Source organism: Fischerella major NIES-592, from assembly GCF_001904645.1.
Taxonomy (GTDB): Bacteria; Cyanobacteriota; Cyanobacteriia; order Cyanobacteriales; family Nostocaceae; genus Fischerella; species Fischerella thermalis.
The window spans coordinates 673,670-689,974 of the sequence record NZ_MRCA01000002.1; the positions used below are offsets into that span (position 1 = coordinate 673,670).

Consider the following 16,305-nt stretch of genomic DNA (forward strand, 5'->3'; position numbering starts at 1 on the left):
AACAACAAACAACATTCACCAAAATAACTTAGTTACTAAATTAAAAATGAATAACTTATTTCGTAACTCTCGGAGAAAGCTTTCTCAAGGGTTATTATTCTGGCGTGAAATTGGAAATGGAATAGCTGTAGTTTTCTTGCATGGGGCTTGGAATGATAGCAGTGAATGGGTAGCTATAATGGAGTCGCTTTCAGCAGATTTTCATTGCTTTGCACCAGATTTATTTGGTTTTGGTGAGTCTGATTATCCAAATATTCACTACTCAATAGATTTGCAAGTTGAATATCTTGCTGAGTTCTTACAAGCTTTGAAATTAGAAAGGATGTATTTAGTGGGGCATTCCCTTGGCGGTTGGATTGCTGCAAGTTATGCTTTAAAGTATCCAGAACAAGTATATGGATTAGTACTAGTAGCACCAGAGGGTGTAGAGACTGAGGAATTAGACAATAATTGCAAAAAAATACAGGGTTTGATGAAACGTCCCCTGTGGATATTTAAAATATTAAAGATACTTAGTCCATTGACTAAAATCTTAGGTTTAGATACACAAATTAAACAGGATTGGCAAGAAAGAAAAATTATGTTGCAATATCCTACAGCGAGTAATTTATTGTTCCTACGTCAATTACCAGAACTTCGTGCCGAATTACTACAAGAAAGATTAGATTTTTTAACAACTCCTGTTTTGATTTTACAGGGCGGCAAAGATACACCTGATGCATTAGCTAAGAGTAATAAATACGCGAGTTTACTTCCACAAGCCAACTTAAAAATTATTGCCCACGTAGGAAATAATTTACCGGAGATGTGTGCAGCAATTGTGGCTGGAGAGATTCGGAATTTTATTAAGACTAATGAATTATGAATTATGAAAAAATTGAGCGTTCTGAGTTTTTTCCATTCCCCAAAATATTAAATTCGGTTCCACAATCAAACGCTTTGCAATCTCAGGAAATAGGGATTGAAGATAACTAATTAACAAAGTGCGATCGCCACCAGTAATGGCAATCTTACCTTGGGGAAATGACTGCCACCATGCTTGCACAAAGTCTTTGATTCCTGCCAACAAAGTATATATCACCCCACTTTGGATTGCTTGTTGAGTATTCACAGCAAAGCGTTGCGGTAAATCGTGGGGTAATTCTACATTTGGTAATTGCCCTGTATTTTCGGCAAGAGTCGCCATTTGTAAACCCAATCCTGGCAGAATTGCGCCGCCAAAAAGATTTTGGTTAGCATCAGCACCAGTAAAGGTGAGTGCTGTACCCGCATCTATTACTAACATGGGAAAACCCCAAGTTTTCCCCGCGCCCCACAAAGCTAAAGCCCGGTCAATTCCTAAAGTAGGATACATACCTTGGAGAGGTATGTCTTCTAAGGTAACAACACCTACATTGGGGTAAGTTAACCATAAGGCTGTTTGGCTAGGAACCACTGAAGCAAGGAGGAGGGGGAAAGATGGGGTAGTGGGCAGAGTGTGAGAAGTGGGGAGAGTGGAGGAGTCAGCGCAGTCTTGTTGGTTTCCAACAAAGAGCGACTGGCGTGGAGTGTGGGGACTAGAAGAAAGGATTTGCTGTACCTCGGACAGTGTTTGACACTTAGATAAAGAATATACGAATGACTTAGACAGGCGTTCTGTATCGTAGGTATGGCAAAGGGTTTTGCCATCAAACAAGCCCCAGTGCAAGCGGGAATTGCCAATTATAAGAGCTAACCACATTTTTATACTTTTAGTTTTTCTTAAGCAATCTATAAATAAATTAATAAATATTTACAATAACTCCGTGTCAAAATAGCAATAGAGGAAAAATACTCATTTGCTATGGAGGGCAGTTATGGTAGCGCTCACCGAAAACCCCAAGAAAAGGCTAACCGTACAGGTGGTCGATATTGCTGAACAAACAACCACGATTCGTTCTCTAGACTGGGATCGCGATCGCTTCGATATTGAATTTGGTCTACAAAACGGTACTACCTATAACTCGTTTATCATACGCGGTGAGCAGACTGCTTTAGTCGATACCTCTCACGAAAAGTTTCGCCAGTTATATTTAGATAGCCTTAAAAATCAAATTAATCCAGCAGACATTAACTATTTAATTATCAGTCATACCGAGCCAGATCACAGTGGTTTAGTTAAAGATGTCCTGCAACTCGCCCCGGATGTTACCGTTGTTGGTTCCAAGGTGGCAATTCAGTTTTTGGAAGACTTGGTGCATCAACCGTTCAAGCGGCGAATTGTGAAAAATGGCGATCGCTTAGATTTAGGAAACGGGCATGAGCTAGAATTTCTCATTGCACCCAACTTACACTGGCCCGACACTATCTTTACCTACGACCATAAAACCCAAATTCTGTTTACTTGTGATGCTTTTGGGTTACATTATTGCTCGGACGACACTTTTGACGAAGATTTAGAAGCCATATCTCCAGATTTTGAATTTTACTATGAATGCTTAATGGCTCCTAATGCTCGGTCGGTGCTGTCTGCACTCAAACGTATGGGTGAACTGGAAAAAATCGGCATGATTGCCACAGGTCACGGGCCACTACTTTATCACAACGTTGAAGAACTCACCGGACGCTATCGCAGTTGGAGTCAATCTCAAACCAAGGCAGAAACTACAGTAGGAGTATTTTACGTTCCTGGTTATGGCTGGAGCGATCGCTTAGCCCAAGCTATGAGCAATGGTATTACCAAAACCGGTGTAGCGGTGGAATTGGTAGACCTCAAAACCGCAGACTTGCAAGAACTCCGGGAAATTGTTGGTCGTTGTGCAGGGATTGTTGTCGGCACACCACCAGTATCTAACCCAGCCGCACAAACTGCCCTTAGCACAGTTTTAGGTTCGGCTAAAGAAAAACAAGCCGTGGGGATTTTTGAATCCAATGGTGGTGATGACGAACCAATTTATCCCCTGATGAATAAATTCCGGGATTTGGGTTTAACACCAGCCTTCCCAGCGATTCAAATTCGAGAAACACCCACAGAAAATACCTACAAGCTTTTAGAAGAAGCAGGAACAGACTTAGGGCAATGGGTGACACGGGATAAAAGCATCAAACAGATGAAATCTCTGGATGCTGACGTGGATAAGGCCTTAGGTAGACTTAGTGGTGGGTTGTATATCATTACTGCCCAAAAAGGTGATGTGAAAAGTGCCATGCTTGCCTCTTGGGTTAGTCAAGCTAGCTTCAAACCCTTAGGAGTATCAATTGCAGTGGCAAAAGATCGGGCGATCGAATCACTCATGCAAGTGGGCGATAAATTTGTGTTGAACGTCCTGGAAGAGGGTAATTACCAAAGCTTAATGAAACATTTCCTCAAACGCTTCGCCCCTGGTGCAGATCGTTTTGAAGGAGTTAGAACCCAAAGTGCCCAAAACGGTGCGCCTATCCTCACCGATGCTTTGGCATACATGGAGTGTGAAGTTATCAGTAGGATGGACTGCGGCGATCACTGGGTTGTGTACAGTACAGTTGACGCCGGAAGGGTGAGTAAGCCAGATGCCTTAACTGCCGTGCATCACCGTAAGGTGGGTAATCATTATTAGGGTATGAGGGGTATGAGGAGTGTGAGGGTTATGAGAAGTATCAGAGGATGAGAAGTATCAGAGGATGAGAAGTATGAGAAGTACAAAGATAAAACATTTCTTTTACTCCCCTCACTCCTCACACTTCCCCCACCTCCCCTACTCCCCTCACTCCTCACACTTCCCTATCCCTAAAAAACCATGACATCCACAAAACCCCGTGACGTTCAAATTCTTCCGATCGCAACAGATACAACAATATTGCGATCGCGCAGTTGGACTCGTCTGAGATTTGAAATTGAATACGCCCTCGCCAAGGGTACAACTGCAAATTCCTATTTGATTCAAGGGGATAAAATTGCCCTGATCGATCCACCAGGCGAAACATTTACGGAAATTTACTTAGATGCTTTGCAAAAAAGGTTGAATTTAAAACAAGTAGATTATGTGGTTCTCGGTCACGTTAACCCTAACCGTGCTGCTACTTTAAAAGTTTTGTTAGAACGTGCCCCACAGATAACTTTCGTTTGTTCTAATCCAGGAGCAATCAATTTGCGGGGGGCATTGGAAAATCCAGATTTGCCCATTTTGGTAAAACGTGGGGAAGAAACCCTCGATTTAGGCAAAGGTCATCACCTGCAATTTATTCCCACACCTAACCCCCGCTACCCCGACCAACTCTGCACCTACGATCCACAAACGGAAATTTTATACACAGACAAACTATTTGGAGCGCATATCTGCGGCGATCAGGTATTTGATGAAGGCTGGCAAATTTTTCTCGAAGACAGACGCTATTATTTTGAGTGTCTAATGGCTCCTCATGCCCGTCAGATCGAAACTTCATTGGAAAAACTTGCTGATTTGCCAGTGAGGATGTACGCACCCAATCATGGGCCGTTGGTGCGTTATGGCTTAATTGATTTAACAAAAGCCTATCGGGAGTGGAGTCGGCAGCAGACATCTCAAGATACTACCGTGGCATTAATTTATGCTTCAGCTTACGGAAATACCGCAACCTTAGCCCAAGCGATCGCCCACGGTATTACTAAAGCAGGTGTCAGCGTTGAATCCATTAACTGCGAATTCGCCGAACCCAGCGAAATTCAAGCTGCTGTCGAGAAAGCGGCAGGATTTATCATTGGTTCCCCTACTCTTGGTGGACATGCACCCACACCAGTCCAGACTGCTTTGGGTATTGTACTTTCCACTGCTGCCAAAAATAAACTTGCGGGTGTGTTTGGTTCCTACGGTTGGAGTGGCGAAGCCATCGATTTAATTGAAGGCAAACTCAAAGATGCTGGTTATCAATTTGGCTTTGAACCTATCCGAGTCAAATTCAAACCCAACGATGTCACTTTGCAAACTTGTGAAGAAGCTGGAACAGACTTCGCCCAAGCACTGAAAAAAGCCAAAAAAGTTCGTACTTCCAGTCAACCCGCCAGCAATGTTGAACAAGCTGTAGGGCGGATTGTTGGTTCTCTATGCGTGATTACAGCTAAGCAAGGGGATATATCTAGCGCAATGTTAGCTTCTTGGGTATCTCAGGCTAGCTTTAATCCTCCTGGTTTCACTGTTGCTGTTGCCAAAGATCGGGCTATTGAACCATTGACACACTCCGGTAATCAATTCGTTCTCAATATTCTCAAAGAAGGGAATCACATAGGGTTAATGAAACACTTCCTTAAACCCTTTGGGCCAGCACAAGATCGTTTTACTGGTGTTGCTACTACAGAAGCGGAGAACGGCAATCCTATCCTGACAGATGCCTTGGCTTATTTGGAATGTACCGTACAAACTCGGATGGAAGCAGGCGACCACTGGCTTGTGTACGCGACTATAGATAATGGCAAAGTACTTAGTGATGGTGTCACTGCTGTGCATCACCGTAAGTCAGGGAATCATTACTAAGTGGAAAGCAGAGGGCAGAAGGGGTGGAAACTCTAACCTTATTTCTGCTCATCTCTAGCTACTGACTAAATCCGCTTTTCTAGATATTGACCAATCATCAACTGCTCACCTGCACGGGAAATTATAGATTGGCGTGTACGGTATTTGCTGCCGACTAGCTTTAATTCTTCTTCAAATACTGAATTATTGTATTCAGTTCGCAAACATAGTGTTGTGGGGTTGGGAAAGTAATACTGGGCTGTAACTGGTTTAGCTGTGGCAAAACCGCGATCGCGATATATTGTGTTTCCTAAAGCCCCAAATAAAGTTGTTCCCTTTGATTCCTTCTTGTTTGAAATCGAATTAGTGCTTTCCCAGATGACTTCAGCACCACAGGTTAAATTCACTGTATCAGGCAAACTGTGCATTTGAGCGAGCTTACGTAATTTTTCGCATCCCTGCTCCAAAAAACTGATAGTAATGACACTCACCATTTCTTTGGTTTCTCCCTCTGGTAGAGTGTAATAGCGGCGTTCCGAGCGCCATTGGCCCACAGATGCTTGGAAAAATTCCGCAAGCAGAGATTCGTCGGTTGTTTGTAAAATTTGTGATGGTGATGTCACTGGCAGTTTTCCTCGCGCCAAGTTAATTTAAGTTGGTTATATAAGGACATACATAATGTGTGTCCTGTTTTTCAAATTATTTACTTTTTTTAATATAATCTAAATTGCTGAAGGTTATTGATATGCTTGCTACAACGCTAGAAAAATTTCTATTTTCCAAAACTTAACTACAAATAAGTGGTAAGTAGCTAAGTGCTTGCTATGCATCAAGAAAAATTGATCGAAATTTTTAAAGTTAAAATTTTACTTATTTTTTAACGCAGAGGAACACAGAGTTAACGCAGAGATACGCGGAGAATATTTTTTCGTACGTAGTTCAGAGTCGGCATTTGTAGATACAAATTTTGTCATAGCGAAAGTATGACTTAAGTCATGGGTGTATACATGACTTTTTCCTCATGTACTTGCTAGGTGTAGTTTTTAGGATAGAAATAAAAACTACAAGGAGTGATAGCATGTTGAGTTTTTAGAGATTCTCTGGATAATTAAAGAATTTTTGGCTACAGCCTAATAAATCATCATTCTAGTCAATGTTAATAATTGTATCAGTTCAAGCTAAGTTTTTCTAATTTTGGACGATTAGTATCTTCATTGGAAATACTTTTTGGGAAAAAGTAATTTAATGTACATAAATTTTGGCAAAATTAATGAAATAAAACTTAAACTTTTGTTTTCGGCATGTTTTCCCTTGTTCATACAACCTCAGTGATATTCACGTTATCTATTGAGACTATTTGTTAATAAACGGTATTGGGCAAAAGCTGCCCCAGTAGGAGCCAAATATAATGATTTGCGACGGAAATAAGCTGCGTATATTATTTAAAAATTCCCCCTTATTGCCGAATTCATCTTTATTGTTGCTGGTTTCTTGGCTAGGTATGGGATTGTTGATGGGGGGTTGCGGATCACTTCCCAAAGAATCAGCAGAGGCTCAGCAAGAGCATCGTGGTGTATCTGGACAAGCAGATGGTGCAACACCTGTGGATGTGGCGATCGCTCGCAAAGATGGTTTGCAACAATCATTACAGCTTACAGGCAATACAGAACCTTTCCGCACCGTATCTTTGCGATCGCAAATCCAAGGACAGCTTTTGGCTTTGAACGTAGATGTGGGGGATGTGGTATCACAAGGTCAAATACTTGGACAGGTAGATGACACACTCCTGCGAACAGCCTTAAATCAAGCCGAAGCAGAACTAGCAGCGCTCAAATCAGAAGTAGCAAGGGCGAATGCTCAAGTGAGTAATGCGCGTGTTGAGGTAGAACGGACGCGATTAGAAGTAGCACAAGCCCTTGCCGATGCCGAAAGACAAGATAAACTCTTCAAACAAGGAGCGATCGCTCAACAAGCAGCCCAACAAGCACGCACTAACGCCCAAACTGCAGTGCAAGCATTGCGCGCTGCACAGGAGCAAGTACGCACAGAACAAGAAGCTGTTGCTGCTGCTAAAGGTAGATTAACTGCTCAACAAGCCTTGGTAGCAGAAGCTAAAGAACGCCTTTCCTATGCCAAGTTGACATCCCCGATTGCTGGGGCTGTCCTAGAAAAGGTCACAGAACCCGGAAATCTTTTGCAACCAGGTAATGAAGTTCTAAAAATCGGTGATTTTAGCCGTGTCAAAGTTAGAGTCGAAGTTTCCGAATTAGAACTGGCAAATATTCAGGTGGGAAAATCAGTACAAGTACGCTTAGATGCCTTTCCTAATAATACATACTTTGGCAATGTAGCACGTATCTCTCCCGCAGCTGACAGCACAGTTCGTTTAGGTTTAGTACCAGTGGAAATAGTGATTCCCAATAATGGGGCAAAAATCGGTAGTGGACTATTGGCAAGAGTCAATTTTACCGAACAGGGACAAGAACGTGTAGTAGTACCTCTAACTGCTATCCAAATAGAAGGGGGGAACAACCAAAATCCAAACTCGAAAACAGAAAGTGATCAGAGTAAGGTGTTTGTGGTGAAGCGAGAACAAGGTAAAACAACAGTTGCAACTAGACCTGTAAAATTAGGCAAAAGTAATGACGGCAATGTAGAAATCATTTCTGGCTTACAACCCGGTGAAGAGTATGTGGTACGCAGTGGTAAGCCTCTCAAAGAAGGTGATGCTGTACGTCTTTCAATACTTTCGGAAAAAGTGGATTCCGCAGCAGTGGCGAAATAGATATAACCATGAAGACTGTTAGTGGTTGTAGAGACGTGCCATGGCACGTCTGTACATTGGTTAGTAGTTAATAGATAGGTAGTTTACCAATAACCACTAACCACTAACAACCACAACGAAAAATACTATTGTCTACCCGAATATAAAAAAATGCAGGCAACAAAAAAAACTGGGGGATTGAGTATCAGCGCCCTCTCGATTCGCCAACACATAGGTACACTGATGCTGACCCTTGCAGTCATAGTAATAGGCATATTTTATATTACAAACCTACCAGTAGATTTACTGCCATCAATTACCTATCCCCGCATCGGTGTACGGGTACAAGCCCCCGGAATTTCGCCAGAGGTAGCGATTGATGAAATCACCAGACCACTGGAACAAGCTTTTACGGCTACTGAGGGTGTGGTACAAATTTTTTCTCAAACCCGTGAAGGACAGGTAAATGTGGATCTGTTCTTTCAACCAGGGGGTAATATTGACCAAGCCCTCAACGATGCTACAGCTGCATTTAACAGAGCGAGAAGTGGCTTGCCAGACACAATTGAAGAACCGCGCATCTTCAAATTTGACCCCTCCCAATCCCCGATTTATGAATTAGCCTTAACTTCGCCCTCATTAGAAGGTGTTGATTTACGTGTATTTGCCGAAGAAGAACTAGCTCGTGAACTCAGTGTTGTATCTGGTGTCGCAGGGGTAGATGTATCAGGGGGAGTACAAGAAGAAGTCAGGGTAAATATTGATTTGGATCGTTTGCAAGCCCTTGGTGTTGGTTTAACAGATGTACTCGACGAACTTACCAACCGCAACCAAGACATTTCTGGCGGTCGAATTTTTGGGCAAAATTCCGAACCTCTCACCCGTACCGTCGGACGCTTCCAGAGTGCGGATGAAATCAGCAATCTTTCTTTTGAAGTCTCTTCTTCTCCCCCTACTTCCTCCACTTCTATTCCTAGCCGCCGCGTCTACCTACGTGACTTTGCTCAAGTCATTGATGGTACAGAAAACCAACGCCTTTCGGTTTTACTTAACAGACAACCAGCAGTAAAAGTCAGCATTCAAAAGCAACCGGATGCTAATACTATAGACGTTGTGGATAAAGTCAAAAAGCGGATCGAGCAATTGCGAAAATCTGGTGTCATTCCAGAGGGAGCAGTTCTTACACCTACCTTGGATGAATCACGATTTATCCGTAATTCTATTTCCAACGTTGCCACTTCTGGTTTAATCGGAGCAGCACTAGCCGCGATCGCAGTTTTGTTATTTCTGGGTTCAGTGCGGCAAACTCTAATTATTGTAGTTGCGATTCCCCTGGCTACCTTAGCTGCGATCATCTTGATGGGATTGTTTGGGCTATCTTTAAATATTTTCAGCTTGGGTGGTTTGGCGTTGGGCGTAGGTATCGTAGTCGATAACTCCATCGTTATGTTGGAGAATATTGCCGAAGGTGCGGGTATGACTCCTGGTAAGGATACCAGAACTCGCCTCAGTTCATGGCAACTGATTCAACAAGCAGAACAAAGTAGCCAACAGGTAGAATCCGCTTTGCTAGCTTCTACTAGCACCAACTTAGTGTCAGTGTTACCGTTTTTGCTGATAGGCGGCTTTATTTCGCTGCTATTCAATGAATTAATTCTGACTATTAGCTTTGCTGTTGCTGCTTCTATCTTAATTGCCATCACCGTAGTGCCAATGCTAGCTTCGCGGATGTTAGCATGGCCTATTTCCAGTGGTTTGAGTAATTTTTGGTTCCTGCGGGAGTTTAATCGCCGTTTTGATGGTGCAACCAGAAATTACGGTGCTTTTTTAAGTAAAATTTTGCGATTTCGCTTGCTGACAGTAGCGATCGCGATCGCCTTTTTAGGTGGTGGCAGTTTATGGGTAGCACCACAAATTCCCCAAGAAATTTTACCCCGGATCAATACTGGACAAGCGAGTTTATTTGCTCAGTTTCCTCCCGGTACACCTTTAGAAAATAACCAAAAAGTCATGGCTGCGGTTGATGAAATTCTCCAGAATCAGCCGGAAACTGAATACGTATTTTCCACAATTGGAGGTGGCTTATTTGGTAGCAATACTAGCGAAAATCCCCTACGGAGTTCTAGCACCATTACCCTCAAACCTGGCTCTGATGTGGAAGCTTATGTTGAACGAGTCACCCAAGAATTTAACAAACTAAATTTAGCAGGTGTGCGTTTGCGCGTTGCTCCTGGACAAGTACGGGGTTTAATTCTTACCAATTCTCCAGTCAGGGGCGCAGAGGTTGACATAGTTCTGCAAGGAAATGACGCAGACACCTTACAAAAAGCCGGACAGCAATTACTAGCAACTCTAGAAGAAAAAGTTACTTTAGCCAGGTTCCGCCCCGATGCTGATGCACGTCAACCAGAATTGCAAATTCGTCCAGATTGGGAAAGAGTTGCAGCCGTAGGATTAACTGCTAGAGAGATTGGTGACACAATTGCGACTGCCATTGAAGGTAGTGTACCAACACAGCTACAGCGCAGTAATCGACTTGTAGATGTGCGGGTGCAGTTAAATGAAGAATCTGTGCGATCGCCTTCCCAACTGGCAAGATTACCTTTATTTGTAGAAAATAATCGCCAAGTCCGTCTTAGCGATGTTGCAGAAATTGTCGATGCTCAAGCCCCCGGAGAGATCCAACGAATTAACCAGCGTCAGGTTTTCATTATTGCTGGTAACTTGAGCGAAGGCGCAAATCTCAGTGATGCCCAAGCCCAAGTGAATGAGGTCTTGAATAACTTAAAATTACCTCAAGGTGTGACTGTCCTGCCTAGTTCGACAGCAGAAGCTAATCAGCAGTTACAAAACTCTTTATGGTTGTTGGGAGGATTAGCCGCTTTTCTTGTCTTCGTAGTTATGGCTGTGCAATACAATTCCCTGATCGACCCTTTGGTAATTATGTTTACAATTCCTTTGGCATTAGCAGGGGGTATTTTCGGGCTTTACATTACCAAAACAGCGATTGGCGCAACAGTGATTGTCGGTGCAGTCTTGCTAGTAGGTATCGTTGTTAACAACGCCATCATCATGGTGGAACTAGCAAATCAAATTCGGGAACAGCAAAGCATTGACCGTAAAACAGCAATTTTACAAGCAGCTCCCCAACGTCTACGCCCAGTGTTAATGACTACAATTACCACAGTTTTAGGCATGTTCCCTTTAGCATTGGGAATTGGGGAAGGTTCAGAATTTTTGCAACCTTTGGGTATTGTGGTGTTTGCAGGGTTGTCCTTAGCAACACTATTGACGTTGTTTATCATTCCTTGTTTCTATACCCTACTGCATGAGGTTTTGAGTTGGAAATGGATAAACTCTGTGATCATGCAGTTGGGAACGTTGAGGAAATTCTAAACTAAAATTAGCTGTGTTGCTCATACCAAAGCATTATGACTGCTATTACATTTAACCTCAACAACATCATCAAATTAACCGACGACCAATTTTATCAATTGTGTCGGGATAATCCTGATGTTAAATTTGAGCGTAATGCTTTGGGAGAAATCATTATAATGTCACCTACTGGGGGAGAAACTGGGAGACACAATGCTAGATTGACTGCTCAATTTGTTTTTTGGAACGAAAAAACTCAATTGGGTGAAGTATTTGATTCTTCAACTTGTTTTAAATTGCCCAACGGTGCAGATCGCTCCCCCGATGTTGCTTGGATAAAAAAAGATAGATGGGATGCACTGACATCAGAACAAAAGGAAAAATTTCCTCCCATTGCTCCTGATTTTGTTTTAGAGTTATTGTCCCCCACTGATAGCTTGCAAGAAACACAAAAGAAAATGCAAGAATATATCAATGCAGGGGTAAAACTTGGTTGGTTAATTGATAGAAAAACTGGCCGCGTCGAAATTTATCGACCAGGAAAAGAAACAGAAATATTGCTGCTTCCTGCTAGTTTATCAGGAGAAGATATTTTGCCTGGATTTGTTTTAGATTTGAAAACAGTGTGGGAATAGTTTCAGTTATATAAATTTGCAAAAATTGCGAGAGGCAAGTAATTCATGTGCTTGGATGTAAGTGGCGACACCTTGAACCCTGTTCATCGCATTAATTATGAAGAGTGAAAAAACGAACCACTAATGTATCTTGGATCATCACTTAAAAAAGCGAGTGGCGAAATTCTGCTCACGTGTCGGCGACAAAGCCCGTGCTTTGATAATTGCTGTCGCCAACAAAGCATAAGATATTCCCCCAACCACTACCAACAACCCTAAAACGAAAACCCCCAACGAACCCGCCAAACCCGCGCTGCTGTTCCACAAACCATGCAGCCCAGCAGCACTTAAGTATCCTATGGGGAGAATTCGCGAAGCTAGACGTGGCTTGAGGATACCCAAACCAATACAATATCCAAACCAGCCACTCCAAGCCATATGTCCTGCAACTTCGCCTAGTATTCGTGGAATCAGTAATTGCAACCCTGCTCCCAAAGCCGCTTCTGTTCCCATCTCTTGCGCCACTTCTGCAATCCTACCAGGCACATATTGACCTAAAGTTTCAAACAAAGTAAAGCCCACTGCGGAAGCTGAACCTAGCAAAATTCCATCCAAAGGTTCCCAAACACCAATACGTTCCCGTTTCGGGGATGCTAGCGATTTGCCAATTAAATAAAATATGATGATGGGTAAGGCTTTGAGTAATTCTTCTAGCAACCCAGCGCCAAAAAAGAAGCGAATAAATAATTCGGGAAAACTGAGGCTAGTCGGATCTTCAGGTATGCTTCCTGGTAGAATGCCGCGAAACACAATGATGAAAATATCAAGTATGGGGCTAGCCAAAACTACCACTGTGATTATGGTTGAAACAATTAGCACCCACCAAGGTTTCGGTTTGCCACATAACTGGTAGATAAAATATAAGGTCGCGCCAGCTAAGTACGCTCCTAGCAATATTTGATATAAATAACCTTGGACAAAAAACAGTAGTACTACGAAGATAACAGTGATGATCCCTGGTACTAAGTAGGCTTTGCGAGTTAAATCTTTAGGCGTTGAGAAAAGCGGTATTAGTTGCGACAGGCTAGTATCGTCATTTGTACTAGGTGAGGGTGCGGAATAGTTGAATGCTGCATGATTTGTTGCGGGCGCTGGCTGTGGTATCCCAACAGGTTGGGGGTTGTACTGATACTGATACTCGAAAAAGAATTCTGGGCCGTTATTGCCAAGAGTAATGCGATCGCCATTTTGTAGTTCTTGACATCCCTGCAAAATCTGTCCGTTTAAATAAGTTCCATTAGCACTATTGAGATCGCAAACTAAAAAGCTAGTTCTACCATCTGGTGTTTGAGATGGGCGAATGACCGCATGACGCCGCGAAACCATGCTATGAACATTGGAATCTAAGACAATTTGACAACTATTGGGGTCACGTCCTAGTACCATCTCACCAGTGGTTAGCAGCGAGTAGGAATACTCTTGACTACCAGCAACCATACGTAAAAATGCATTACTCATCAGGCTAATCCCCTACCCAGCCAATAGTAATTATTAATACACATAAAATATTAATTCTTTACACAAAATGCGCAAAAAATATAGTAAGTTTTTAAACATTAAGATAATTATAAAAGTATATCAAACAGTTTAAAAGCTGATTTTATACAGCTAAAATCATTGATTATTTGTCATCAAAAAATAACTAATAATTGTTTACTATTAAACCATCAAAAAACAACAATGGAAAGGTAAAGAAATTCATAATTTTTTTTGTGAACTGAGTTGATTCAGGTATCTACCTTGTAAATTCACTCAATCAAAGATAAATTCCTGATAGTGAGTTTCCGTAATCTCTGCTCCATTGATTGTTTTAAGTACTAGATAACTAGCACAAGCAGCCAACAGACAGGAGGGGAAAAGTAAAAAACTTATCACGTAAGCTTTTTCTGTATCTTAAAATTTTAATTATTTCCGCCGTATTGTACTAGATACATCTGGTATCAAGTAATTAAGATAACATAGAGGTTGTGTATTATAATGTTACAAACTATTATTAACAATCGTTACAAGATTGTGAAAGTTTTAGGAGAAGGTGGTTTCGGCAAAACTTTTCTAACAGAAGATACACATTTGCCTTCGGGTCGTCGTTGTGTGATTAAGCAGCTGAAGCCTGTGACAGAGAATCCGCAGATATATAAAATGGTACAAGACAGGTTCCAGCGGGAAGCTGCTATTTTGGAGGATTTGGGAAACAGCAACAACCGCATTCCCAATTTGTATGCGTATTTTGCTGAACAAGGTCAGTTTTATTTAGTTCAAGAATATATAGAAGGTAAGACTCTCACTGAAAAGGTACACACTGAAGGAGTCATGAGTGAGAGTGCTGTGCGAGAAATACTCAAGAGTTTGTTGTACGTTCTCAACTTCGTACACAGCAGACACATCATCCATCGGGATATTAAACCAGACAACATAATTTTGCGGGATGCAGATAATATACCGGTACTGATTGACTTTGGGGCCGTACGGGAATCAATGGGTACAATCGTCAACTCTCAAGGTAATCCCACGAGTTCGATTGTCATTGGTACACCAGGATTTATGCCTCCAGAACAGGCAGCTGGTAGGCCTGTTTACAGCAGCGATCTCTACAGCTTAGCAATCACAATGATTTATTTGTTGACTGGGAGAATGCCGCAAGAGTTGCAGACAGATCCTAGAACTGGAGAGATTATGTGGCATCAATATGCCATGAATGTCAGTCCTAGTTTGCGGATGGTACTAGATAAAGCGATCGCATATCATCCAGGCGATCGCTATCCTACCGCCAAAGACATGATTGATGCTTTACAGTCTCCTACGGTTAATAATTACGTTGCACCCACAGAACCTTCTCCCCAATACAATACACCTGCATTACCAAACCCTGGAGGATATTCCCCACCACCTACAGTTATCAACCCAGGTGGACAACCCCCGCAACACATCCAGCCTGTTGTTACTCCCCTGGGTTCTAACCCAAACTGGTCGGGTGGAAGTTACAATCCTCAACAGTACGTCTCACCTGCTGCAACCACGAATTCTGGTTGGCTGGGTGGAGGTGGCACATTTAATACCAACGTTCCCGTACCTCCGGAAATTCAAGGTTGGAACTGGGGAGCATTTTTGATGTCTCCATTATGGAGTATCACCAATCAAGTCTGGATTGGACTGTTATCTTGGGTTCCTTACGTAGGTATACCGATGCCTTTTGTCTTAGGTGCAAAAGGTAACACATGGGCTTGGAGAAGTCGGCAGTGGCGTAGTATTGAAGACTTTAAAGCCCACCAAAGAGCTTGGACAAAAGCAGCAATCATTCTTTATTCTTGCCTTGGGGCTTTAGGGGTGTTGATTGTAGCATTGGCTTTTATCGGTGCTAGTATTTCCGAACAAGAAGACTCTGACACACCAGTAGCAACTCCGACTCAGGTCAGTCCTACTCCTAGTGAACCTTCTACTTCAAGTTCTTCCAATTCTTCAAGTTCTTCAACTTCAACCTCCGGAACCACAACTGGTAACTTCCGACCAGTCGTAATTGGCAACCTACAAACCTATTCCTACGACACTGGTTTGTTCTCTATCGATGTTCCCCAAGGCTGGAATCTCAGGGATAACAGTAATGCCAACGAAGTAATTATCTATTGGCTTGATCCAACTGAGAATGGTCTAATTCAAGTCAATGTTTTCAACACTGAAAACACTCCCACTCAAGAAGAATTAACCAATATTTTGAAGCGGTTTATCAACAAATTTGAGTCAGAACCTGATTTTAGAATGGATCAGCCTGTCAGACAAAACGATGGCAGTGTGAGGATTACTTGGAGTTATACAGCTAAAAGTGGAAATGCTTCCGGGTCACTCACAGCTAATAGCTTTATTAAATCTCAAGGTGACAAGATTTCTATTGACTCCTATATTGTACCTAGTGAGCAGTATAAAGAACTATTACCAACAGTTAACCAAGTTATAGCCAGTTACAAACTTAATGCATCAGCTCCTTTGAAAAAATAATTGTTAGTAGGTACAGACGCGATTAATCGCGTCTGTTGTTAATGGTTAGTGGTTAGTTGTTTACCACTTCTCACACCCC

General features: G+C 42.3%; 10 protein-coding genes. 7 read left to right on the top strand and 3 right to left on the bottom strand.

The annotated features are described in order from the left end of the window. Positions 1-46: 46 nt before the first annotated feature. Positions 47-865 carry an alpha/beta fold hydrolase gene (locus tag NIES592_RS06880; protein ID WP_073555330.1) on the top strand — a complete coding sequence of 273 codons (819 nt, stop codon included), beginning with the start codon at positions 47-49 and terminating at the stop codon, positions 863-865. Here NIES592_RS06880 and NIES592_RS06885 read toward each other — a convergent pair. Beyond that, on the bottom strand, positions 860-1,720 hold the full coding sequence (locus NIES592_RS06885; protein ID WP_073555270.1) for a pantothenate kinase: 861 nt from the start codon (positions 1,718-1,720) through the stop codon (positions 860-862). The two genes, NIES592_RS06880 and NIES592_RS06885, sit on opposite strands and share 6 nt — an antisense overlap. A gap of 115 nt (positions 1,721-1,835) precedes the next feature. On the opposite strand from NIES592_RS06885, the gene NIES592_RS06890 reads away from it, so the two are divergent. Continuing rightward, positions 1,836-3,554, top strand: coding sequence for a diflavin flavoprotein (locus NIES592_RS06890; protein ID WP_073555271.1), 1,719 nt, complete (start codon positions 1,836-1,838; stop codon positions 3,552-3,554). 180 nt (positions 3,555-3,734) lie between these two features. Continuing rightward, the gene (locus NIES592_RS06895; protein WP_062243973.1) at positions 3,735-5,444 is read left to right on the top strand and encodes a diflavin flavoprotein; all 1,710 of its coding nucleotides are present in this window, start codon (positions 3,735-3,737) and stop codon (positions 5,442-5,444) included. A gap of 65 nt (positions 5,445-5,509) precedes the next feature. Here NIES592_RS06895 and NIES592_RS06900 read toward each other — a convergent pair whose 3' ends face one another. After that, positions 5,510-6,046 carry a phycobiliprotein lyase gene (locus tag NIES592_RS06900; RefSeq protein ID WP_009457665.1) on the bottom strand — a complete coding sequence of 179 codons (537 nt, stop codon included), beginning with the start codon at positions 6,044-6,046 and terminating at the stop codon, positions 5,510-5,512. Positions 6,047-6,831: 785 nt separating this feature from the next. On the opposite strand from NIES592_RS06900, the gene NIES592_RS06905 reads away from it, so the two are divergent. The 3 genes from NIES592_RS06905 to NIES592_RS06915 all read left to right on the top strand — a co-directional run bounded on the left by NIES592_RS06905 (position 6,832) and on the right by NIES592_RS06915 (position 12,197). Beyond that, positions 6,832-8,208: an efflux RND transporter periplasmic adaptor subunit gene (locus tag NIES592_RS06905; protein WP_073555272.1), complete on the top strand. Its 1,377-nt coding sequence runs from the start codon at positions 6,832-6,834 to the stop codon at positions 8,206-8,208. A 150-nt stretch (positions 8,209-8,358) separates the two neighbouring features. Continuing rightward, the gene (locus NIES592_RS06910) at positions 8,359-11,583 is read left to right on the top strand and encodes an efflux RND transporter permease subunit (protein WP_073555273.1); all 3,225 of its coding nucleotides are present in this window, start codon (positions 8,359-8,361) and stop codon (positions 11,581-11,583) included. 35 nt (positions 11,584-11,618) lie between these two features. Next, positions 11,619-12,197: a Uma2 family endonuclease gene (locus NIES592_RS06915; protein ID WP_073555274.1), complete on the top strand. Its 579-nt coding sequence runs from the start codon at positions 11,619-11,621 to the stop codon at positions 12,195-12,197. Between the two features lie 138 nt (positions 12,198-12,335). Here the strand turns inward: NIES592_RS06915 and NIES592_RS06920 are convergent, their stop codons facing one another. Continuing rightward, positions 12,336-13,694: a PrsW family glutamic-type intramembrane protease gene (locus NIES592_RS06920; protein ID WP_073555275.1), complete on the bottom strand. Its 1,359-nt coding sequence runs from the start codon at positions 13,692-13,694 to the stop codon at positions 12,336-12,338. A gap of 519 nt (positions 13,695-14,213) precedes the next feature. Here NIES592_RS06920 and NIES592_RS06925 point away from each other — a divergent pair. Then, positions 14,214-16,226, top strand: coding sequence for a protein kinase domain-containing protein (locus tag NIES592_RS06925; RefSeq protein ID WP_073555276.1), 2,013 nt, complete (start codon positions 14,214-14,216; stop codon positions 16,224-16,226). The last annotated feature ends 79 nt before the right edge of the window (positions 16,227-16,305 follow it).